This window comes from Micromonospora sp. Utrum1, assembly GCF_057197805.1.
Window position 1 is genome coordinate 565398 of record NZ_CM170071.1, and the last position, 20575, is coordinate 585972.

The window sequence follows — 20575 nt, forward strand, 5'->3', positions numbered from 1 at the left end:
GTCTCCTAGGCGGGGGTGGGTGCGGGCCGGTCGTCGGCGGTGAGGGCGAGGAACGCCTCCTCCAGCGAGGTGGGCCGGACCTCCAGGTCGCGGAACGCCACGCCGGCGCCGACCAGGTCGCGGACGAGCTGGTCGGCGTCCGTGGTGAGCAGGTGGGTGCGCCCCTCGGTGTGCTCGGTGGCCACCACGCCGGGCAGCGGCGGCAGGTCGTCGGCCATCAGGCTGACCCGGCGTACGCCGACGATGCCGCGGATCGCCGTCACCGAGTCGTCGGCGAGCACCCGCCCGTGCCCGATCACCACCACCCGCTGGGCCAGCGCCTCCACCTCCTCCAGGTAGTGGCTGCTCAGCAGGACCGTGCCGCCCTCGGCGTGGAAGCCCCGGACGGCCTCCCACAAAGTCCGCCGGGCCTCCACGTCCAGCCCGGTGGTGGGCTCGTCGAGGACCACCAGGCGGGGCCGGCCGACGAAGGCGAGCGCCACCGCCAGCCGGCGGCGCTGCCCGCCGGAGAGGCCGCCGGTCTGCCGGCGCACCTGGTCGGTGAGGCCGAACCGGTCGAGCAGCTCGCCCCGGGGTACCGGGTCGGGGAAGTGCGCGGCGACGAAGTCGACCACCTCGCCGACCCGCAGCGTGCCGGGCAGGCCGGTCTCCTGCGGGGTCACCCCGAGCTGCCGCCGGCTCGCCGGGTCGCGCGGGTCGCCGCCGAGCAGCTCGACCCGGCCGGCGGTGGGGCGGCGCAGCCCGACCAGCAGGTTGAGCAGGGTGCTCTTGCCGGCGCCGTTCGGGCCGAGCAGGCCCACCAGCTCCCCGGCACGGACGGTCAGGTCGACCCGGTCCAGGGCCAGCACGTCGCCGTAGCGGCGGCTGACCTGGTCGGCGCGGGCCAGGATCATCGTCAGGCTCCTCAGGGGTCGCGGTCCCGGACGGATATGCCCCTGTCTACCGTGCCGGCGCCAGTCTCACCGCCCCGCGCGAACGGGTGCCGATCGCCTACTGTGGTAATCCCGTTGTCCGGCCACGCCCGGCGACGGGTGATTGTCGACTGGACACTGGGGAGGGTCCGCGTGACGAGTCCGAGCAGGAACCTGGACGTCCAGCCGGAGGCGCTGACCGCCTTCGCCGCCGCGTCCCGGGACCGGGCCGGCCGCTTCCGCGAGCTGCGCCGGGTCTTCCACGACGGGCACGTGCCCCGGCACTCCTTCGGCATCATGCCGGCGTCGTTCAGCCTCGCCGCCGCGTACGCCGAGCAGTTCGAGGCCTGCCTGCAGGGGCTGGAGGATGCCGCCGAGGTGATGGCCGACATCGCCGAGGGGATCAGCGACACCGCCGACGCCTACACCGGGACCGACGTGGCGAACACCGACATGTTCGCGCCGGGCGCCTGAGGGAGACCTAATGAGCACCGAGGCGTTGCAGCGCAACAAGACCTACTTCGAGCAGATCGTGTCGGGCACGCCCGACCCGTTCAAGCCGCTCTCCAACGCGGTGCTCTGGCCGTTCGAGCAGCTGCTGGAGCTGGTCGCCGGCGAGCCCGACGACCTCATGCGGGCGGCCCAGCTCGCCCTCGACACCGGCGAGGCGGTCCGGCAGATCGCCGGCGACCAGGTCGCCGACCGGGCCCGGCTGCGCGGCGCCTGGGACGGCGACGCGGCGGAGAAGTTCCACGCCTCGATGGAGTCCGTCGAGGAGGCGATCGAGGAGCTGGCCAAGGGGCTGGACGGCACCAAGGAGGTGCTGGTCGACGCGGCGAACGCGGCGGTCGACGCGTTCAACCTGCTGGTCGAGCTGATCCTGGAGTTCCTGCTCTGGTTCCTGACCGAGGTCATCATCGCGGCGGTGGCCGCCGTGCTCAGCGCCGGAGTGACCCTGGCCGCCACGGTGGTGCGGGTGCTGGCCCGGCTGGCCACCACGGTCGGCCGCATGGTCAAGATCGTGGCCCGGTTCGCGGAGATCCTCACCAAGCTGGTCACCAAGCTGGAGAAGGTCGCCGAGCTGCTCACCCGCTACCGCAAGGTCGTGATGGAGCTGCGCAAGGCCAAGAAGGCGTACCGGGCGTGGAACAAGTCCGGCTACACCAAGGAGGCGTTCGCGTTCAAGATCCAACGCGCCGCCATCCTGTTCCCCGGCAAGTTCGCCATCAACCAGGCGTCCCCGGTGAACATCCCCGGCATCGGCGGCGCCCTGCTCGACACCGGGGTCGGCCTGCACGACGTCTCCGACGGCCACAAGGACCGCAACTACCTGGTGGACGGCACTTACTCGGAAGACCTGGGGCCGTACACCAAGGGCGTGCAGAACGTCTTCGACTCGATCGTGAACTGAGAGGCAGCCATGACCTTCCCGGCCCTGGACCGGATCGAGGCGCTGGCCCGCAACCTGGACGGGTGGCAGCGCGAGCTCGGCGCGCGGATGGCCGAGCTGGAGCAGAGCAGCGCCGAGGGCGTGAGTGACTCCGGCCTGGTGACGGTCACGGCGGCCGCCGACGGCCGGATCCTCTCCACCGAGATCAACGCGCGGGCCATGCGGCTCGACTCCTACACACTGGCCGAGGAGTTCACCGCGGCGGCGAACCGCGCGCAGGAGGCCGCCGCCGCCCGGGTCCGGGAGATCGTCGGCGAGGTCATGGGCAACGCGCCGGCGGCGGAGCGGGCCGGCGACGACGGCTACGGCCACGATCGATACTGAGCCGATGGACCCCACCGGATACCGCGATCGGATCGGCCAACTGGTCGAGCCGGGCGAGCAGGTGCTGGCGTACGCGAAGGCCGACGCGGCCCAGGGGGCGGCGCCACCTCCGCCGCCCGATGCGGCGAAGCCCGAGGCGCCCACCGGCGGGGTGAGCGCCGGGGCGGTGCTGCTCAACCTGATCTCCCCGCTGATCAGCTGGGAGCGGGGCGACCGGCTGGTCGACCGGGTGGCGTGGGGAATCGCCGGGCGCGGCGCCGCGGGCTCCGCCGCCTCCCGGCTGCGCCACGCGCTGCACCCGCCCAAGCCGGACCTGGCGGCACGGGACATCCTGCTGGTGGCCACCGACCGGCGGCTGCTGGTCTGTGTGAGCGGGCCGATGAAGCTGCTGTCCAGCCGGAAGGACGACGAGCGGTCCGTGGCGGAGACCGGGATCGCCTGGTCCGCGTCGCGGGCGGAGGTGGCGTCGGCCCGGGTGGGCTGGCACCGGCTCAACCCGAAGCGGCTGCGGCTCGACTTCACCGACGGTTCCTGGCTCGCCTTCACCGTGCCGATCGCCGAGTCGGGCCGGCCGCTGCGGGACGTCGCCGCCGCGCTCGCCGCCTGAGTCAGCCGGCGAGCGGCGCGGGCAGCGGCTCCCGGTGCAGCACGGCCAGCCGGGACACCGCCCGGGTCAGCACCACGTAGAGGCGGTGCAGGCCGCGCGGTTCGGCGGCCACGATCGCGGCCGGCTCGACGACCACCACGTGGTCGTACTCCAGGCCCTTGACCAGCGTCGCCGGGACCACGGTGACCCGCGCCGCGGTCTCCACGTCGTCGGCGGTCGCGGTCTGGACACCCGCGTCGGCGAGCGCCGCGCGGAGCCCGTCCACCGCGTCGTCCGCGGCGATCACGCCGACCGAGCCGTCGTGCGCCAGCGCCGCCCGCACCTCGACCACCGCCGCCGCCGTCAGGTCCTCGACGGTACGCACGTCGAGCGCCCCGTCGCGGCGCAGCGACTGCGCCGGGGGCACGTCGACGGCGAGTGCCGGTAGCAGCCGGTTGGCGAACGCGACCACCGCGGCCGGCACCCGGAAGCCGACGCTCAGCGGCACCACCGCCGCGCCCGGCTTGCCCAGGTGGGCCAGGGACTCCCGCCAGTCGGTGGCCGCCCAGGGCGCGGTGCCCTGGGCCAGGTCGCCGAGGAGGGTGATCGAGCCGTGCTCGCTGCGCCGGGCGATGGCCCGGCACTGCATCGGGGACAGGTCCTGCGCCTCGTCGACCACCACGTGCCCGAAGCCGGCGGGCCGTTCCAGCAGCCCGGCGGCCTCGTCGATCAGCACCGCGTCCGCGGCGGTCCACCGGGTCGCCTTCGGGGTACGCCCGACCTTGCCGGACCGGAACAGCTCCTGCTCCTCGGCGGTGAGCAGGCCGTCGGCGGCGGCGGCGAGCGCCGCGGGGTCGGTCAGCAGCCGGTGCAGCAGCCCGTCGGGGGTGAGCGCCGGCCAGACCGCGTCGAGGAACTCGGTGACCGGCTTCGCCTTGGCCATCCGGCGCAGCCAGGCGTCGCCGGGCGACTCGGCCCGGCGGGCCTCCGCCTGGCGTTGCAGCAGCCCCACCACGCGGGCCCGGACCCGGTCCCGGCCGGTCGCGTACGGCAGGCCCTCGCGGCGGGTCTCCTCGACCAACCGGTGCAGCGGGTCGAGGCCGATCCGCCAGCGGAACGAGCCGTCCGAGACCATGATCGGCTCGGTGGGCGTGCCGATGTGCGCGTCGACCGCGCGGCGCAGCACCTCGGCCAGCCGGATGTCGTGCTTGAGGACGGCCACGGCGGGGTCGTCGACCGCGCGGACCGGCACCCCGGCGACCAGGTCCTCCACCGTGGCCTGCTCGACCTCGACCTCGCCGAGCGCCGGCAGCACCGCCGCGATGTACGACAGGAACGCCCGGTTCGGCCCGACGATCAGCACGCCCGACCGGCGCAGCCGCTCGCGGTGCAGGTAGAGCAGGTACGCGGCGCGGTGCAGCCCGACTGCCGTCTTACCGGTGCCCGGCGCGCCCTGGACGCAGATCGAGTCGGCCAGGTCGGCCCGGACCAGCTCGTCCTGCTCGGGCTGGATGGTGGCGACGATGTCCCGCATCGGGCCGACGCGGGGGCGTTCGATCTCGGCGGTGAGGATGCGGCTGGCCGTGCCCAGCTCCTCGCCCCGGTCCAGCCGTTCGTCCTCGAAGCTGGTCAGCACCCCGGTGCTGAACCCGAACCGGCGTCGGACCGCGACGCCCTGCGGCTCGCGGGCGCTGGCCCGGTAGAACGACCGGGAGACCGGGGCCCGCCAGTCGAGCACGAGCGGCTCGCCCAACTCGTCGGTGACGTGCCGGCGCCCCACGTGGTAGTCGCGGCCGGCATGCTCGGGATCGCCGGGCCCGAAATCCAGCCGGCCGAAGAAGAGCGGGGTGGTCGGGTCGTCGGCCAGCTCCTTGACCCGCCGGGCCATGTGCCGGCCGAGCTGCTCGGCGGTGTACGCGTCGCCGGCCACCGTGTCGCCGGTGGCGAAGAGGGACTCGGCGCGCTCCCGCATCCGGCGCAGCGCCGCCCGGGAGGTGTCCAGGTGGGCGCGCTCGGCGACGAGTTCGGCGTCCAGGGTCTGTTCTTGGGCGTGCAGGGTCATCCACGTACTCCTCGTCACGGGGAACAACGCTGCCGCTCGCGTTTCCGACCTCGGGTCGGCGCGGGGACGTCCTGTGCGGTGCTACTCACCACGGCCGTCAGGCGGGACAGAACAGCCTACTCCGGCGCCGTCGCCGGGCAACCGGTTTTCCGGCCGGCGCGATGTGCCCAGCGGAGTGCCGGGGGTGCTGGTGCGGGACCCGGCCGGGTCGGAATCATGGGTGGCATGACGGAGGCGCGGCCGGAGCAGCGCCGGGTGACGATCAGCGACCCGCAGGTGATGCGGGCCCTGGCCCACCCGGCCCGTATGGCGATCATGGAGCATCTCAGCACGGTGGAGGGCGGTGCGACCGCCACCGAGTGCGCCGAGATCGCCGGGCTCTCGCCGAGCGCGACCAGCTACCACCTGCGGGAGCTGGCGAAGTTCGGCCTGATCGAGGAGGCCCCGAGCCGGGGGGACGCCCGGGAGCGGGTCTGGCGGGCGTTCAGCCCGTCCTACTACATCGAGTCCGGGCAGGACGCGGACTCCGAGGCCCGCGCCGCCGAGCTGGCCCTGGTCGACGCGCACCTGGCCCGGGACAGCCAGCGGGCCCGGGACTGGATCCGCCGCGCTCCGGACGAGCCGCCCGAGTGGTACGCGGCGGCCTGGTTCAGCGATACCCTGCTGCTGCTCAGCGCGGAGGAGTTGACCGAGCTGAACCAGTCCATCCAGCGGCTGCTCGATCCGTACCGGCGGCGGCTGCGGGCCGACCCGCCGGAGGGGGCACGGGCCGTCGCCGTGCAGTACCGGGCTCTGCCCCTGGATTGAGCCGGGGGGTTGAACGAACAGGTGTGAAGGATTATTTTCGAAATATGTCCTTCGCATCCGACTCGTCGCGCTGGTCCGACGTCTGGCTCGCCACCGCCGCACGCGGCGTCTCCAGCTGCGGGGACTTCCTCGCCGCGAGCGCGCTGACCCTGGCGCTCCAGTCGGCCGGGGCCGGTGGGCTCGCCGTCTCCGGGCTGCTGCTTGCCGCCACGCTGCCGCTCGTCGCGCTCGCCCCGCTGACCGGCCGGCTCGCCGACCGGGTGGACAGCCGGGTGCTGCTGGTCGCCGCCGGGCTCGGTCAGGCCGCGATCTGCCTGGCGCTCGCGTACGCCGGGCATCCGGCCCGGGTCATCGTGCTGGTCGCGCTGCTCGCGGCCGGGCTCGCGGTCACCCAGCCGGTGCTCGCGGCGCTGGTGCCGGCCATGGTGCGGGCCGACGACCTGCCCCGGGCGGGCGCGCTGAACCAGACCGCCGGCACCCTGGGCGCGCTCGCCGGGCCGGCGCTGGCCGGGCTGCTCGTCGGCCAGTTCGGCACCCGGGTGCCACTGCTCGTCGATGCCGTCAGCTACCTCGCGCTCGTCGGGGCCGGGCTGCTCATCCGTACCCGCCGGGGCGGCCGTCGGTCGGCCGCGCCCGCCGCCGGCGCGGCCACCCCGCCGCCCGCCTGGCTGCTGCGCCGCGACCCGCTGCTGATGGTGATGGTGGGCAGCCTCGCCGCGGTGGTCGCCGCGGTCGGCGCCATCAACGTCATCGAGGTCTTCTTCATCCGGGAGACCCTGCACAGCACCACCACGGTCTACGGACTGGTCACCGGTGCCTGGACGCTCGGCATCGTGCTCGGCGGCTGGCTGTTCGCGCGGCTCGCCCGCCGGCTCACCGACGACGGCGCGCTGCTCGGCGCGGGGCTGGTCCTGCTCGGTGGCTGCTGCCTGGCGGTGCTGGCCTCGGCGGCGGTGCCGACCGCCTGGCTGCTCGTGCCGATCTGGCTGGCCGGCGGGGTGGGCAACGGCGGCGACAACGTCTTCAACAACCTGCTGCTGGCCCGGCGCGTCCCCGAGGCGGCGCGGGGCCGGGCGTACGCGGTCTTCGGCGCGGCGGTGCAGGGCGCCGGGATGGCCGGCTACCTGATCGGCGGCCTGCTGCTGGAGGTGGCCGCGCCCCGGCCGCTGGTCGCCGGCAGCGGGGTGGCCGGCGTGCTGGTGGTCGTCGCGGCGGCCTGGCCGGTGCGCCGGGCGGTCCGCGGCGAGCGCACCGCCCGGCCCGCCCCCGGGTTCGAGCCGGAGCGGCGTGCGGAGTTCGCCACTCCGACCCCCTCCCGCTGAGCCGGCCCGGTCCGGCGGCGATACGGTCGGGTCATGGCCGACCGCATCGCCCGCCCCCGCGTGGGGCACATCGAGTTCCTCAACTGCCTGCCGATCTACTGGGGCCTGATGCGGTCCGGCGCGCTGATCGACGTCGACCTGCACAAGGACTCGCCGGACCGGCTGAACGCCGCGCTGGTCGCCGGTGACCTGGACATCGGCCCGATCTCCCAGGTGGAGTACCTGCGCCACGCCGACGAGCTGCTGCTCCTGCCCGACCTCGCGGTCGGCAGCGACGGCCCGGTGCTCTCGGTCAACGTGGTGTCCACCCGGCCCCTGGACGAGCTGGACGGCGCCCGGGTGGCGCTCGGCTCCACCTCGCGTACCGGGGTGCTGCTGGCCCAGCTCCTGCTCGCGGAGCGGTACGGGGTCCGCCCGGAGTACTTCCGCTGCCCGCCGGACCTGACCCAGATGCTGCTGGAGGCCGACGCCGGGGTGGTGATCGGCGACGTGGCGCTGCGCGCGCTCTACGAGGCGCCCCGCAAGGGTCTGGCCGTGACCGACCTCGGGCAGGCCTGGCGCGAGTGGACCGGGCTGCCGATGGTCTTCGCGGTCTGGGCGGTCCGTCGTGACTTCGCCGCCGCCCACCCCGGCCTGGTCAAGGAGGTGCACGAGGCGTTCCTGCGCTCGCGTGACCTGTGCCTGGCCGAGCTGGACCAGGTGGCCGAGGCCGGGGCCCGCTGGGAACCGTTCGACGCGGCGACCCTGGCGACCTACTTCCGTACCCTCGACTTCTCCCTCGGCGAGCGGCAGGTGGCCGGCCTGCGGGAGTTCGCCCGCCGCGCCGCGGCGATCGGCGAGGCCCCGCCGCTGCCCGCGGGCGGTCCGGCGTTCTTCCAGGGCTGAGGCGTCCCACAACGGCGATGTGGCGGCGTCCCGGGGTCGGGACACCGCCACATCGGCGAGCTGGGAACGGCGGTCAGGTCGCCGGGCGGAGCAGCGCCTCGGTGATCTTCTCGCAGTTCTTCATGCCGTAGTCGTAACCCATGCCGATCGGGTAGCGGACCATCACACCCATCGTCCAGGTGTCGCCGATCGCCAGGCAGTTGATGTGCATCTCCTGCTCCCTGGTCCGGTCGATCCAGCCGTTCTTGATGGCGATGGTCTTCTGCACGTTGGCCGGGAACGCCTTGCGGATGCCGAAGTCACCGGCGCCGCGGACCAGCCGCATCTCGTTCAGCAGCCACTTGGTCCACTTCGGGCCGGCCGCGCGGCCGTCGTCGATGCAGAGCCCGAGCCGGGCGGTGTCCCGGGGGGACAGGGCGGTCCGGCTCCAGCCGCCGTCGCTGGCGACCTTGCTGTCGGTCAGGTCGCACATCTGGATCAGCCGCTTGATCGAGGCGGATCGGCCGACGCTGTTGTAGAACTGCTCGGCCCGGGTGTTGTCGCTGTCCCGGATGATCTGCGTGGCGTCGTCCAGCTTCGAGTCGCTCGGCGTCTGTCCGGCGTCGGCCGTGCGGCGCAGGTAGTCGGCGACGATCCAGGACTTGATCATCGAGGCGGTGGTGCTGGTCTCGGCCATGTTCTTCGAGCCGATGATCTTGCCGGTCCGCTTGTCCAGCACGCTCCAGGCGTACCAGCCCTTGATGTTCAGGTCGTCGAGGTCCGTCGCCTCGAACGGCAGCGGCGTCAGCGAGGGCGACGGGGACGGCTCGGGCCGCGCGTCGCGGTTGGTGGGCGTGCCCGTGGAGCGGCCGGCGGCGGTGTCGACCGGGTGCGAGCCGGCCGTCGGGCGCAGCGGCGAGCCGGGCACGAATCGGAGTGAGACGAGCACCAGGCCGACCAGGATCACGGCGACGGCGCTGTAGAGCAGCGGGCTTCGGTCGCTGCCCGGCCGGCGGCGGTTGCCCGCCATCAGAGCTTCCCGACCGGCTGCTGCGGCACCTTCAGGGCGGCGCCCGGCTGCGGGGTGACCAGCTGAGTGGCCACGCTGGCGCAGACCTTCGCGCCGTACGAGGGGATCTTCGTGTTGCCGGCGCCGGGATAACGCATCATCACGGCCAGGGTCCAGTCGTCGGTCACCGCGAGGCAGTTGACGTGCCACTGGCCGTCGGCCCAGAGCATGGTGAAGCCGTTCTTGATGCTGACCGGGCCCTGGGACTTGATCGAGGCGGGCAGCCCGTCGACGATGCCCCAGTGGCCGCCCTGGACGGCCTCGGACTTCTGGTCGTTGACGCTGCCGCGCACGTTGGCCATCTCGTTGAGCACCCACTTCGTCCACTTCGGCCCGGCGGCGGTGCCGTCGCCGATGCAGTCGCCCATGCGCACCGCGTCGCGGGGTGACATCTGGGTGTACGCCCACTTGGCCCGGGTGGGTTCAATCCTGGTGTCGGTCAGCTTGCACATCTTGATCAGCCGGTCCAGCACCGCCTTGCGTCCGCCGGCGTTGTAGAGCGCCTCGGCCGAGATGTCGTTGCTGTCCCGGATGGCGGTGACGGCCTGCTTCTTCCGCGCCGCGCTGAGCGGCTTGCCGTCGAGCTCGCGTAGGTAGTCGGAGACGATCCACGCCTTGATCATCGACTCGGTCGAGTTGGTCGACTTCATGTTCGGCGCGCCGCTGATCTTCCCGGTCTTCCGGTCCATGAGCGCCCAGGAGAAGAACTTGCCCTGGAAGTTCACCGTGACCGGGCCGGCGGCCAGCGTGGGCTCGGGGGGTGCGGTGGGTGCGGGCGCGGGGACCTGCGCCACACCGCCGCCGATGCCGCCGAGACCGCCGGCGCCGTCGCCGCCGGAGAGCTTGGCGTACGCGGCGGGGACCAGCATTCCGCCGCCGAGGAGGACCGCCACGATGGCGAGCACCATGGTCACGCGAGGTCGCATGAGTGGGTGAACTCCAGATTGTCTGGCCGGGGGGACCGGCGCTTTCCGAATGTGTTTCGGCCTGATCGCCGAGGCCGGGGGAGATGGCCTGGAGCGGGTGGCGATCGTCGGCAGCCGATCGGTGTGCCGGGCGAAGTCTACTTCCGGACAGGGCAGATGCCAGATCCCGGCGCCCGGCAACTCGCCGTGAAGGCGGGATATTAGGCCGATATGCAGAGCTTGGGGGGATTCATCTTTGTCGGGTGGCCGAGGTCACATGGTTGGCGCAGTCCGGGCCTTGTCACTGGAAGCGGTCGTGCGGTGACAGAAGGTGGGTTCGGAAACCTGTTACACCCTCTGGTGTCATCGGGCGCGAGCTGTAACACTGGCCTCATGTATGGCAACGACTTCGCCCCGCCCGAGGACGGCCCGGGCGGCGGCCTGCTCGGCGAGGTGGAGGCGGCGGAGGCGGCCCTGCGCGAGGCGGCGGCACGCGCCCGGCGCGGCGGACCGGCGCCCGACGAGGACCTCTCGGCGTACTTCGCGGACGTGATCGACGCCGACCAGAAGATCGAGCCGCGGGACTGGATGCCGGAGGCGTACCGGAAGACGCTGATCCGGCAGATCGCCCAGCACGCGCACTCCGAGATCATCGGCATGCAGCCGGAGGGGAACTGGATCAGCCGGGCCCCCTCGCTCAAGCGCAAGGCGATCCTGCTGGCCAAGGTGCAGGACGAGGCCGGCCACGGCCTCTACCTCTACGCCGCGGCGGAGACGCTCGGGGTCAGCCGCGACGAGCTGGTCGAGCTGCTGATCGAGGGCCGGCAGAAGTACAGCTCGATCTTCAACTACCCGACCCTGACCTGGGCGGACGTGGGCGCGATCGGCTGGCTGGTGGACGGCGCGGCGATCGTCAACCAGGTGCCGCTCTGCCGCTGCTCCTACGGCCCCTACGCCCGCGCCATGATCCGGGTCTGCAAGGAGGAGTCGTTCCACCAGCGCCAGGGGTACGAGATCCTGCACACGCTGGCCCACGGCACCCCGGAGCAGAAGGCCATGGCCCAGGACGCGGTGGACCGCTGGTGGTACCCGTCACTGGCCATGTTCGGGCCGCCGGACGGAGACTCGACGCACAGCGCGCAGTCGATGGCCTGGAAGATCAAGCGCTTCTCCAACGACGAGCTGCGCCAGCGCTTCGTCGACATGTGCGTGCAGCAGGCGGAGATCCTCGGTCTCACCATCCCCGATCCGGACCTGCGCTGGAACGAGCAGCGGCAGGCCTACGACTACACCCAGCCCGACTACGACGAGCTGATGCGGGTGATCAAGGGCGACGGGCCGTGCAACCGGCAGCGGATGGAGCACCGGCGCCGGGCGCACGCCGAGGGCGCCTGGGTGCGGGAGGCCGCCGCGGCGTACGCGGCGAAGCGGAACAGCAGGGAGAAGGTGGCAGCGTGAGCGAGCAGTCCCCGCTCTGGGAGGTCTTCGTGCGGGCGCGGCGCGGTTTGTCGCACACCCACGTCGGCAGCCTGCACGCCCCCGACGCCGAGCTGGCCCTGCGCAACGCCCGGGACCTCTACACCCGGCGCCAGGAGGGTGTCTCGATCTGGGTGGTGCCGGCGAGCGCGATCACCGCGTCCAGCCCGGACGAGAAGGACGCCTTCTTCGACCCGGCCGCCGACAAGGTCTACCGCCACCCCACCTTCTACGAGGTGCCGGACGGGGTGGCCCACCTGTGATCAGCCCGTTCGATTTCGCCCTCGCCCTCGGCGACGACGCGCTGATCGCCGCGCAGCGGCTCGGCGAGTGGACCTCCCGTGCGCCGGAGATGGAGGAGGACGTCGCGCTGGCCAACATCGCCCTCGACCAGCTCGGCGCGGCCCGCCTGCTGCTCACGTACGCGGTCGAGCTGGAGGGCGCCGGCCGGGACGAGGACGCGCTGGCCTACCTACGCGGCGACCGGGAGTTCCGCAACTGCCTCCTGGTCGAGCTGCCCAACGGCGACTTCGGCGTGACCATGGCGAAGCTGTTCCTGCTGGCCGCCTACCAGCTCCCGCTCTACACCGCGCTGAGCGGGTGCGCCGACGAGCGGCTGGCCGCGATCGGGGCGAAGGCGCGCAAGGAGTCCGCGTACCACCTGGACCACGCCTCGCTCTGGGTGAAGCGGCTCGGCGACGGCACGGACGAGTCGCACCGGCGCATGCAGGACGCGGTCGACCAGGTGTGGCCGTACACCCATGAGCTGTTCACCGCGGACCCGGCGGCGCCGGTCGACCCGGCCACCCTGCGGGCCGACTTCGACGCCGTCGTGTCGGCGGTGCTCGACGAGGCGACGCTGACCCGGCCGGCCGACGGCTGGGCCCCGGGCGGCGGCCGGGCCGGCGTCCACACCGAGCACCTCTCCTACCTGCTGGCCGAGATGCAGGTGTTGCACCGCGCCCATCCCGGAGCGAAGTGGTAATGGACCCCAGGGCGGCCGTGGCGGCGGTGGTGGACCCGGAGATCCGGGTGGTCACCATCGACGAGTTGGGCATCCTGCGGGCCGTCGACGAGGACCCGGCCACCGGCCGGGTCGTCGTCACCATCACCCCCACCTACACCGGCTGCCCGGCGATGGACGTGATCCGGGCGGACATCCGCCGGGCGCTCGCCGCCGCCGGCCACCCGGACGCCGAGGTCCGCACGGTGTACGCCCCGGCGTGGAGCACCGACTGGATCTCGGAGCGCGGCCGCGCCAAGCTGGCCGCCGCCGGCATCGCCCCACCCGCGCCCGCCGCGCGCGGCGGCGTCGTCCCGCTGACCCTGGCCGTCCGCTGCCCGCGCTGCGGCTCCCCGGAGACCGAGCAGGTCAGCCGGTTCGGCTCCACCGCGTGCAAGGCCCTGTGGCGCTGCCGCGCCTGCTCCGAACCCTTCGACCACCTGAAGGCGCTGTGACTGTCACGATCACCCGACCGGTCCGTCGCCGGCCGGTCTTCCACCCGCTGAATGTCGCCGCCGTCGACCGGCTCACCGACGACGCCGTGGCGATCACCTTCGCCGTACCGGAGGAGCTGCGGGAGACGTTCGCGTTCTCCGCCGGGCAGCACCTCACGGTCCGGCGGGTCGGGGCGGACGGCGCGGAGGTGCGACGGTCGTACTCGATCTGCTCCACCCCGGACGAGCTGGCCCGGCACGGCCGGCTTCGGGTCGGCGTGCGGGAGGTCCCCGGCGGCGCCTTCTCCGCGTACGCCTGCGGGGCGCTGCGCGGCGGCGACACCGTGGAGGTGCTGCCCCCGCTCGGGCACTTCACCTCCGCGTTCGCCCCCGACCGGGTGCGCCGCTACGGCGCGGTGGTCGCCGGCTCCGGCATCACCCCGGTGCTCTCGCTGGTCGCGACCGCGCTGGCCGTCGAGCCGGCCAGCACCTTCACCCTGGTGTACGGCAACCGCACCGCGAACACCGTGATGTTCGCCGAGGAGCTGGCCGACCTGAAGGACCGGTGGCCGACCCGGCTGCATCTGGTGCACGTGCTCTCCCGGGAGATGGGCGAGTCGGCGCTGCTCTCCGGGCGGATCGACGCCGACCGGCTGGCCCGGCTGCTCGACACCGTCGTCCCCGGCGAGGCGATCGAGGAGTGGTTCCTCTGCGGCCCGTACGGGATGGTGGTGGACGCCAAGGCGGTGCTGGCCGGCCGGAGCGTGCCCGAGCCGGCGGTGCACACCGAGCTGTTCCACGTCGACGCCCCGCCGGAGCCGGTCCGCCGCCCGACCGACCAGCCCGGCACCGGCGCCGAGGTGACGATCGTGCTGGATGGGCGCTCGTCGAGCTTCACCATGGGCCGCGACGAGCGGGTGCTGGACGCCGCGCTCAAGGTCCGCGGCGAGCTGCCGTACGCCTGCAAGGGCGGGGTCTGCTCGACCTGCCGGGCCAAGGTGGTCTCCGGCGAGGTGACCATGGCCCGCAACTACGCCCTGGAGCCGGACGAGGTGGCCGCCGGATACGTGCTCACCTGCCAGTCCAGCCCGGTCACCGACAAGCTCACGGTCGACTACGACGCCTGACCGGCCCGCTGCGTGCCGCTCGCTGCCTGGAGCGGGACCGGCACGCAGCGGACCGGGTGGCCGTCAGCGATTCGCGCCGAGGCAGAGCAGGAGCTTCTGCGAGTCCCGCTGCTCCGTGTAGGCCGCGACCGCGCCGGAGAACCGATCGCACTGCGCGTCGTCGGTGGTGTCCTCGACCTTGCCGACGATGACGTAGGTGGCCGCCGGGTCGCCGCAGTCCACGACGTTGACGTCCGGGTCCGAGTCCGTGCCGGTGGCGCTGACGCACGCGCCGACGTCGGCGTAGGACGGGTCACTGGAGATCGACCAGCCGATCACGGAGGCGATCGCCACGGGGATGAGGAGACCGAACGCCGCCGTCCGCCGGAACACCGGCTTGCCCGGCGTCGCGGGGGTGCCGGGAGCGCCCGGCACCGGCTCGGCGAGACGGCTGAGCCGCACGCGGGTGACGAGGTTCCCGATCAGGACCGTCGGGGTGATGATCATGGAGAGGAAGCCCCACCAGCCCTGCCAGAGTGTCTTGGCGCTCATCTCCCGGCAGACGGCGATGCCGCACGACCTGCAGTACGGACCGTGCTGGGTGAGGAGCCGCATGAAGATGAGGAAGCCCTGATGTCCGTGCAGCGTCGCCTTGATCGCGGGGATCGAGCCGCAGCAGCGGCAGGTGAGGACGGTGCCGGGCCAGGCCGCTGGCTGCGGCGCGGGCGGGACCTGCGGTGGGTGTGCGAAGGGTGCGGTCACGACTTGTCCTTGATCGAAGTCTGGAAGAACACCGCACGATAGGCCGGCATCAGCGCATTTCGCTGTCCCACTGATCGCCTGGCTCAACGACCGCCGGAGCGCCGGCCGGCCCGGGGATGAACCGAGCCGAGGCGTCACATCGCGGAGCACCCCTCACGGCCTCGGCGTCACACCGGCGTACCCTCGGGGACGTGACGGTGAGCCGGGAGATCGACGACATCCTGCAGCGCGGCGCGGACGGCGGGCGGATCACGCCCGAGGAGGCCCTGCTGCTCTACACCGAGGCGCCCTTCCACGCGCTGGGCGAGGCGGCGGACGCGGTGCGTCGGCGGCGCTACCCGGACAACATCGTCACGTACCTGATCGACCGCAACATCAACTACACGAACGTCTGCGTGACGGCGTGCAAGTTCTGCGCCTTCTACCGTGCCCCCAAGCACAAGGAGGGCTGGACCCACCCGACCGAGGAGATCCTGCGCCGCTGCGGCGAGGCGGTCGAGCTGGGCGCCACCCAGGTCATGCTCCAGGGCGGCCACCACCCGGACTACGGCGTGGAGTACTACGAGGAGCTGTTCTCCGCGGTCAAGCAGGCGTATCCGCAGCTCGCCATCCACTCGATCGGCCCGAGCGAGATCCTGCACATGGCCAAGGTCTCCGGGGTGAGCCTGGACGAGGCGATCGCCCGGATCAAGGCCGCCGGGCTGGACTCGATCGCCGGCGCCGGCGCCGAGATGCTGCCGGACCGGCCCCGCCAGGCGATCGCGCCGCTCAAGGAGTCGGGCGCGCGCTGGCTGGAGGTCATGGAACTGGCGCACCGGCAGGGCCTGGAGTCGACCGCGACGATGATGATGGGCACCGGCGAGACCCACGCCGAGCGGATCGAGCACCTGCGGATGATCCGCGACGTGCAGGACCGCACCGGCGGCTTCCGCGCGTTCATCCCGTGGACGTACCAGCCGGAGAACAACCACCTGAAGGGCCGCACCCAGGCGACCGCGCTGGAATACCTGCGGCTGATCGCGGTGGCCCGGCTCTTCTTCGAGACGGTGCCGCACCTGCAGGCGTCCTGGCTGACCACCGGCAAGGACGTCGGTCAGCTCGCCCTGCACATGGGGGTGGACGACCTCGGCTCGATCATGCTCGAGGAGAACGTCATCTCCTCGGCCGGCGCCCGGCACCGCTCGAACCTGCACGAGCTGATCTCGATGATCCGCACCGCCGACCGGATCCCGGCCCAGCGGGACACGCTCTACAACCGGCTCGCGGTGCACCGGACCCCGGCCGACGACCCGAGCGACGACCGGGTGGTCTCGCACTTCTCCTCGATCGCCTTGCCGGGCGGCGGGGCCGGGAAGTCGCTCCCGCTGGTCGAGGTCAACTGACCCCGTTTCCCCCGATCGAGGGGTCCACCGGCCGGCGAGATAACAGGACGGCGGCGACCAGCGCGACCTTGACCCGCGCGGCGACGCCGGCGGCTAGTCTGTCGACGTCCGCTTGGCGGTCGTCCTCCATCGGCCTGCGAGGGCCGTTCACATAACGCACAGCAGCAGGGGCGGGATGGGTCCACCATCCCGCCCCTGCTGTCTGCGTTCCCTTGCGGACGGAGGAATTCATCGACGAAGTTCTGACGCGCCCCGACGTCGCTCCGGCGGCGGACTGCCGGTGACCGGTGTGCAGGTGGGGCTGATCGCCGGGGTCGGCGCGGCCATCCTGCTGGCCGGCGGGGCGCTGCTGGTGCTCCCCCGCCGCCGGAAGGTGGTTCTCGTCACGCCGACCGACGAGCGGACCGAGGACTGACCGACATGGACAGTGCCGGGGCGGGGTGGGTGACCACCCCGCCCTTCGCGTACCCGGGAGGAGTCGGGCGCGGGTCGGCTGGCAGAGTGGAGGGGTGAGCCGTACCCCGCAGGGCCAGCGCGCCAGCCTGGACAAGCAGCCGCACGAGGTCGCCGCGATGTTCGACGGCGTGGCCGCCCGCTACGACCTGACCAACACCGTGCTCTCCTTCGGGCAGGACCGGTTCTGGCGGCGGGCCACCCGGGAGGCGCTCGGGCTGCGCCCCGGCGAGCGGGTGCTGGACGTGGGCGCCGGCACCGGCGTCTCGACCGAGGAACTGGCCCATTCCGGGGCGTACGCGGTGGGCGCCGACCTGTCGCTCGGCATGCTGCACGCCGGCAAGCGCACCCGGCCGGGGGTGCCGCTGCTGGCCGGTGACGCGCTGCGGCTGCCGTTCGCCGACGCCAGCTTCGACGCGGTGACCATCTCCTTCGCGCTGCGCAACGTCAACGACACCGACGCGGCGCTGCGCGAGCTGGCCCGGGTCACCCGGCCGGGCGGCCGGCTGGTGGTCTGCGAGTTCAGCACCCCGGTCAACCCGGCGTTCCGCACGGTCTACCTGTCGTACCTGATGCGGTCCCTGCCGGCGGTGGCCCGCGCGGTGTCGAGCAACCCCGACGCCTACGTCTACCTGGCGGAGTCGATCCGGGCCTGGCCGGACCAGGCGGCGCTGGCGGCGCGGGTCGGCGCGGCCGGCTGGGGCCGGGTGGGCTGGCGCAACCTGACCGGCGGGGTCGTGGCGCTGCACCGCGCGATCCGGAACTGAGGCCGAGCCGGTATAAACCGGCCTTTTCGCGAATATCCGTTTCAGGTCTACTTTGTCCCGTAGGCTCGCCCCCATGACGGCACGAGACCAGACGGCCACCGACGACGACGCCGCCGAGCTCATCGCGCAGCTCCGGGAACTGGCCGGCGCGGATCCCGCGGATGTCCGTCAGGTGGTCGCCGAGGTGCTGGCCGCGCTCGACCGCGCGGCCGGCGGCGCGCTGCGCGAGCACCTGCCCGAGGCGATCCGGCTCGACGCCGGCCTGGGACCGGCCACCCCGGCACGCTCCTGACCGACTCTCACCGGCCCGCTTGCGCGAGTTAGGCCCCCCTCAGCGCATACAGGTGTAACGCCGGTCATAGACTCCAACCGGATCGGCTTGTGAAGCATTTCACGAGCATGCGGGAGGAGGCGCGGATGACCGCGGTGGAGAACGACGCCGACGTCATCGTCGTGGGCGCCGGTCCCGGCGGATCGGCGACTGCGTACCACCTGGCGCGGCACGGCGTGCGCGTGCTGCTGCTGGAGAAGACCGAGTTTCCCCGGGAGAAGGTCTGCGGCGACGGGCTCACCCCCCGGGCCGTGCGGCAGCTCATCCGGATGGGCGTGGACACCTCGCCCGAGGCCGGCTGGCTGCACAACAAGGGCCTCCGGGTGATCGGCGGCGGGGTACGCCTGGAACTGGACTGGCCCGACCTGGCCAGCTTCCCGAACTACGGCCTGGTCCGCACCCGGCTCGACTTCGACGACCTGCTCGCCCAGCGGGCGGTCGCCGCCGGCGCGAAGCTGCGGACCAGCGTCAACGTGCTGGGTCCGGTGCTCGACGCCGACGACCGGGTGATCGGCGTGCAGGCCGAGGTCGGCCCGGACAAGGAGCCGGCCAGCTTCCACGCGCCGCTGGTGGTCGCCGCGGACGGCGTCTCCGGCCGCTTCCCGCTCGCCCTCGGGCTGGCCAAGCGCGAGGACCGGCCGATCGGCGTGGCCGTCCGCCGCTACTACCGCTCGCCCGCCAAGCACGACGACGACTACCTGGAGTCCTGGCTGGAGCTGCGGGCCAAGGGCAACGACGCGCTGCTGCCCGGCTACGGCTGGATCTTCGGTCTCGGCGACGGCCGGGTGAACGTCGGCCTGGGCGTGCTCAACTCCTCCTCGGCGTTCGGCAAGACGAACTACCGGCGGCTGCTCACCGACTGGCTGGCCAACACCCCCGAGGACTGGGGGATGACCGACGAGGCCAACGCGGAGGGGCCGATCCTCGGCGCCGCGCTGCCGATGGGCTTCAACCGGGTCCCGCACTACACCCGCGGGGTCCTGCTGGTGGGCGACTCCGGTGGCATGGTCAACCCGTTCAACGGCGAGGGCATCGCGTACGCGATGGAGTCCGGCGAGCTGGCCGCCGAGGTGGCGGTGCAGGCGCTCGCCCGGCCGGCCGGCACGGAGCGGGAGCGGGCGCTGCTGGCGTACCCGCAGGAGCTGAAGGCCCGCTTCGGGGGCTACTACCGGCTCGGCGGGATCTTCGTGAAGCTCATCGGACGGCCCGAGGTGATGCGGATGGCCACCAAGCACGGCATGCCGCACCCGATGCTGATGCGCTTCGTGCTCAAGCTGCTGGCCAACCTCACCGACACCCGGGGCGGCGACGCCATGGACCGGGTCATCAACGCGATGACGAGGGTGGCCCCCGCCGTGTAGACCACCGTCCACCGGGGCGCCATCGCCCCGGGGCCGACAAGGATCGACCCCCGCCGACGAGGTCGTGAGGGACGTGAATAGTGTGATTTTCGCTAACCACCGAGGTCAGGGAAGGACGAGCAGGAGACAACGATGACGCTCTCTCCTTACGCACCGATCATCGGGCTGTTCGCCCTCGCCGCGGGGTTCGCGCTGTTCTCCGTGGCCGCCGCCCGATTCGCCGGCCCCCGGCGTCTTAACAAGGCCAAGCTCGAGGCGTACGAGTGCGGCATCGAACCGAGCCCGCAGCCGGTCGGCGGCGGCCGGTTCCCGGTCAAGTTCTACCTGACGGCGATGCTCTTCATCGTCTTCGACATCGAGATCATCTTCCTCTACCCCTGGGCGGTCTCCTTCGACGCCCTGCCGATCTTCGGCTTCGTGGAGATGGTCCTGTTCATCGTCGCGGTCTTCGTCGCCTACGCCTACGTCTGGCGGCGCGGCGGCCTGGACTGGGACTGAGGGAGGTAGGTCAGATGGGCATCGAGGAGAAGCTCCCGGCCGGCGTCCTGCTCACCTCCGTGGAGAAGCTGGTCAACTGGTCGCGGAAGTCGTCCGTCTGGGGCGCCACCTTCGGCCTGGCCTGCTGTGCCATCGAGATGATGGCCGCCGGTGGTCCGCACTACGACATGGGCCGCTGGGGCATGGAGGTCTTCCGGGCCTCGCCGCGGCAGGCGGACCTGATGATCGTGGCCGGCCGGGTGAGCCAGAAGATGGCCCCGGTGCTGCGCCAGATCTACGACCAGATGGCCGAGCCCCGCTGGGTCATCTCGATGGGCGTCTGCGCCAGCAGCGGCGGCATGTTCAACAACTACGCCATCGTGCAGGGCGTCGACCACATCGTGCCGGTCGACATGTACCTCCCGGGCTGCCCGCCCCGGCCCGAGATGCTCATCGACGCGGTGCTCAAGCTCCGCGAGAAGATCATGTACGAGCCGCTGGGCCCGAACGGCCGCAAGATGCTGGAGGCCCGCAAGGAGCGCGGTGACGTGCCCGTCGTGCCCTACGGCTCGATGCCGTCGTCGTACCGCAACGACAAGGCCCGGCGCGCCGAGTGGACGAAGGCGGTCCGCGAGGGGCGCGAGGAGCAGCTGCGGATCGAGAACTGGATGAAGGCGCAGAACCACCTCCAGTCGCAGGGGGGCCCTAAGTGAGCGCGAGGAG

Annotated in this window: 23 protein-coding genes and 1 pseudogene; 19 read left to right on the forward strand and 5 right to left on the reverse strand. The window is 72.6% G+C overall.

The genetic code is table 11. The features are described from left to right. Positions 1-5 precede the first annotated feature (5 nt). Positions 6-893, reverse strand: coding sequence for an ABC transporter ATP-binding protein (locus tag AC0OLQ_RS02795; protein ID WP_484530072.1), 888 nt, complete (start codon positions 891-893; stop codon positions 6-8). A gap of 171 nt (positions 894-1064) precedes the next feature. Here AC0OLQ_RS02795 and AC0OLQ_RS02800 point away from each other — a divergent pair, with 171 nt between their 5' ends. The 4 genes from AC0OLQ_RS02800 to AC0OLQ_RS02815 are packed head-to-tail and all read left to right on the forward strand — an operon-like array spanning position 1065 to position 3292. After that, positions 1065-1385: a type VII secretion target gene (locus AC0OLQ_RS02800; RefSeq protein ID WP_357332456.1), complete on the forward strand. Its 321-nt coding sequence runs from the start codon at positions 1065-1067 to the stop codon at positions 1383-1385. Positions 1386-1395: 10 nt separating this feature from the next. After that, complete coding sequence (locus AC0OLQ_RS02805) at positions 1396-2322, forward strand: WXG100 family type VII secretion target (protein WP_357332458.1); 927 nt, start codon at positions 1396-1398, stop codon at positions 2320-2322. Positions 2323-2331: 9 nt separating this feature from the next. Next, the gene (locus AC0OLQ_RS02810) at positions 2332-2685 is read left to right on the forward strand and encodes a YbaB/EbfC family nucleoid-associated protein (RefSeq protein WP_484530073.1); all 354 of its coding nucleotides are present in this window, start codon (positions 2332-2334) and stop codon (positions 2683-2685) included. 4 nt (positions 2686-2689) lie between these two features. Next, entirely contained in the window at positions 2690-3292 is a 603-nt protein-coding gene (locus AC0OLQ_RS02815; protein ID WP_484530074.1) for a hypothetical protein, read from the forward strand. A 1-nt stretch (position 3293) separates the two neighbouring features. Here AC0OLQ_RS02815 and AC0OLQ_RS02820 read toward each other — a convergent pair whose 3' ends face one another. Continuing rightward, entirely contained in the window at positions 3294-5333 is a 2040-nt protein-coding gene (locus AC0OLQ_RS02820) for a HelD family protein (protein ID WP_484530075.1), read from the reverse strand. A gap of 225 nt (positions 5334-5558) precedes the next feature. Here AC0OLQ_RS02820 and AC0OLQ_RS02825 point away from each other — a divergent pair, with 225 nt between their 5' ends. Genes AC0OLQ_RS02825 through AC0OLQ_RS02835 form a run of 3 tightly spaced genes read left to right on the forward strand, consistent with a single transcriptional unit; the run spans position 5559 to position 8347 of the window. Continuing rightward, positions 5559-6140, forward strand: coding sequence for an ArsR/SmtB family transcription factor (locus AC0OLQ_RS02825; RefSeq protein WP_484530076.1), 582 nt, complete (start codon positions 5559-5561; stop codon positions 6138-6140). Positions 6141-6184: 44 nt separating this feature from the next. After that, positions 6185-7462 carry an MFS transporter gene (locus AC0OLQ_RS02830; RefSeq protein ID WP_484530077.1) on the forward strand — a complete coding sequence of 426 codons (1278 nt, stop codon included), beginning with the start codon at positions 6185-6187 and terminating at the stop codon, positions 7460-7462. 33 nt (positions 7463-7495) lie between these two features. Further along, positions 7496-8347, forward strand: coding sequence for a menaquinone biosynthetic enzyme MqnA/MqnD family protein (locus AC0OLQ_RS02835; RefSeq protein WP_484530078.1), 852 nt, complete (start codon positions 7496-7498; stop codon positions 8345-8347). Positions 8348-8420: 73 nt separating this feature from the next. Here AC0OLQ_RS02835 and AC0OLQ_RS02840 read toward each other — a convergent pair whose 3' ends face one another. Next, positions 8421-9356 (reverse strand): serine hydrolase, encoded by a 936-nt coding sequence (locus tag AC0OLQ_RS02840; protein ID WP_357332472.1) that lies wholly within the window; start codon positions 9354-9356, stop codon positions 8421-8423. Continuing rightward, positions 9356-10321: a hypothetical protein gene (locus AC0OLQ_RS02845; RefSeq protein ID WP_357332474.1), complete on the reverse strand. Its 966-nt coding sequence runs from the start codon at positions 10319-10321 to the stop codon at positions 9356-9358. Before AC0OLQ_RS02845 ends, AC0OLQ_RS02840 begins: the two co-directional genes overlap by 1 nt. Before the next feature lie 372 nt (positions 10322-10693). Here AC0OLQ_RS02845 and paaA point away from each other — a divergent pair, with 372 nt between their 5' ends. Genes paaA through paaE form a run of 5 tightly spaced genes read left to right on the forward strand, consistent with a single transcriptional unit; the run spans position 10694 to position 14340 of the window. Then, positions 10694-11758, forward strand: a complete 1065-nt coding sequence (gene paaA, locus AC0OLQ_RS02850; protein WP_484530079.1) for a 1,2-phenylacetyl-CoA epoxidase subunit PaaA — start codon at positions 10694-10696, stop codon at positions 11756-11758. After that, entirely contained in the window at positions 11755-12039 is a 285-nt protein-coding gene (paaB, locus tag AC0OLQ_RS02855; RefSeq protein WP_357332478.1) for a 1,2-phenylacetyl-CoA epoxidase subunit PaaB, read from the forward strand. Before paaA ends, paaB begins: the two co-directional genes overlap by 4 nt. Then, positions 12036-12761, forward strand: a complete 726-nt coding sequence (gene paaC / locus AC0OLQ_RS02860; RefSeq protein WP_484530080.1) for a 1,2-phenylacetyl-CoA epoxidase subunit PaaC — start codon at positions 12036-12038, stop codon at positions 12759-12761. The genes paaB and paaC overlap by 4 nt, the downstream gene beginning before the upstream one ends. Continuing rightward, the gene (gene paaD / locus AC0OLQ_RS02865) at positions 12761-13234 is read left to right on the forward strand and encodes a 1,2-phenylacetyl-CoA epoxidase subunit PaaD (protein WP_484530081.1); all 474 of its coding nucleotides are present in this window, start codon (positions 12761-12763) and stop codon (positions 13232-13234) included. Before paaC ends, paaD begins: the two co-directional genes overlap by 1 nt. Then, positions 13231-14340 (forward strand): 1,2-phenylacetyl-CoA epoxidase subunit PaaE, encoded by a 1110-nt coding sequence (gene paaE, locus AC0OLQ_RS02870; RefSeq protein WP_484530082.1) that lies wholly within the window; start codon positions 13231-13233, stop codon positions 14338-14340. Before paaD ends, paaE begins: the two co-directional genes overlap by 4 nt. A 63-nt stretch (positions 14341-14403) precedes the next feature. On the opposite strand, the gene AC0OLQ_RS02875 is transcribed toward paaE, so the two are convergent. Beyond that, entirely contained in the window at positions 14404-15081 is a 678-nt protein-coding gene (locus AC0OLQ_RS02875) for an LppU/SCO3897 family protein (protein WP_484530083.1), read from the reverse strand. Between the two features lie 191 nt (positions 15082-15272). Here AC0OLQ_RS02875 and mqnC point away from each other — a divergent pair, with 191 nt between their 5' ends. The 7 genes and pseudogenes from mqnC to AC0OLQ_RS02910 all read left to right on the forward strand — a co-directional run bounded on the left by mqnC (position 15273) and on the right by AC0OLQ_RS02910 (position 20565). After that, positions 15273-16463, forward strand: coding sequence for a cyclic dehypoxanthinyl futalosine synthase (mqnC, locus tag AC0OLQ_RS02880; RefSeq protein WP_484530084.1), 1191 nt, complete (start codon positions 15273-15275; stop codon positions 16461-16463). A gap of 265 nt (positions 16464-16728) precedes the next feature. Next, positions 16729-16878: pseudogene (locus AC0OLQ_RS02885) on the forward strand (LPXTG cell wall anchor domain-containing protein); the annotation flags it as partial. 94 nt (positions 16879-16972) lie between these two features. After that, positions 16973-17683 carry a demethylmenaquinone methyltransferase gene (locus tag AC0OLQ_RS02890; RefSeq protein ID WP_357332490.1) on the forward strand — a complete coding sequence of 237 codons (711 nt, stop codon included), beginning with the start codon at positions 16973-16975 and terminating at the stop codon, positions 17681-17683. 73 nt (positions 17684-17756) lie between these two features. Next, entirely contained in the window at positions 17757-17975 is a 219-nt protein-coding gene (locus AC0OLQ_RS02895) for a hypothetical protein (RefSeq protein ID WP_357332492.1), read from the forward strand. A gap of 125 nt (positions 17976-18100) precedes the next feature. Further along, the gene (locus tag AC0OLQ_RS02900; RefSeq protein ID WP_484530085.1) at positions 18101-19375 is read left to right on the forward strand and encodes a geranylgeranyl reductase family protein; all 1275 of its coding nucleotides are present in this window, start codon (positions 18101-18103) and stop codon (positions 19373-19375) included. A gap of 132 nt (positions 19376-19507) precedes the next feature. After that, positions 19508-19873, forward strand: coding sequence for an NADH-quinone oxidoreductase subunit A (locus AC0OLQ_RS02905; RefSeq protein ID WP_355638086.1), 366 nt, complete (start codon positions 19508-19510; stop codon positions 19871-19873). A gap of 14 nt (positions 19874-19887) precedes the next feature. Then, positions 19888-20565 (forward strand): NuoB/complex I 20 kDa subunit family protein, encoded by a 678-nt coding sequence (locus AC0OLQ_RS02910; protein WP_357332497.1) that lies wholly within the window; start codon positions 19888-19890, stop codon positions 20563-20565. Positions 20566-20575: the final 10 nt, after the last annotated feature.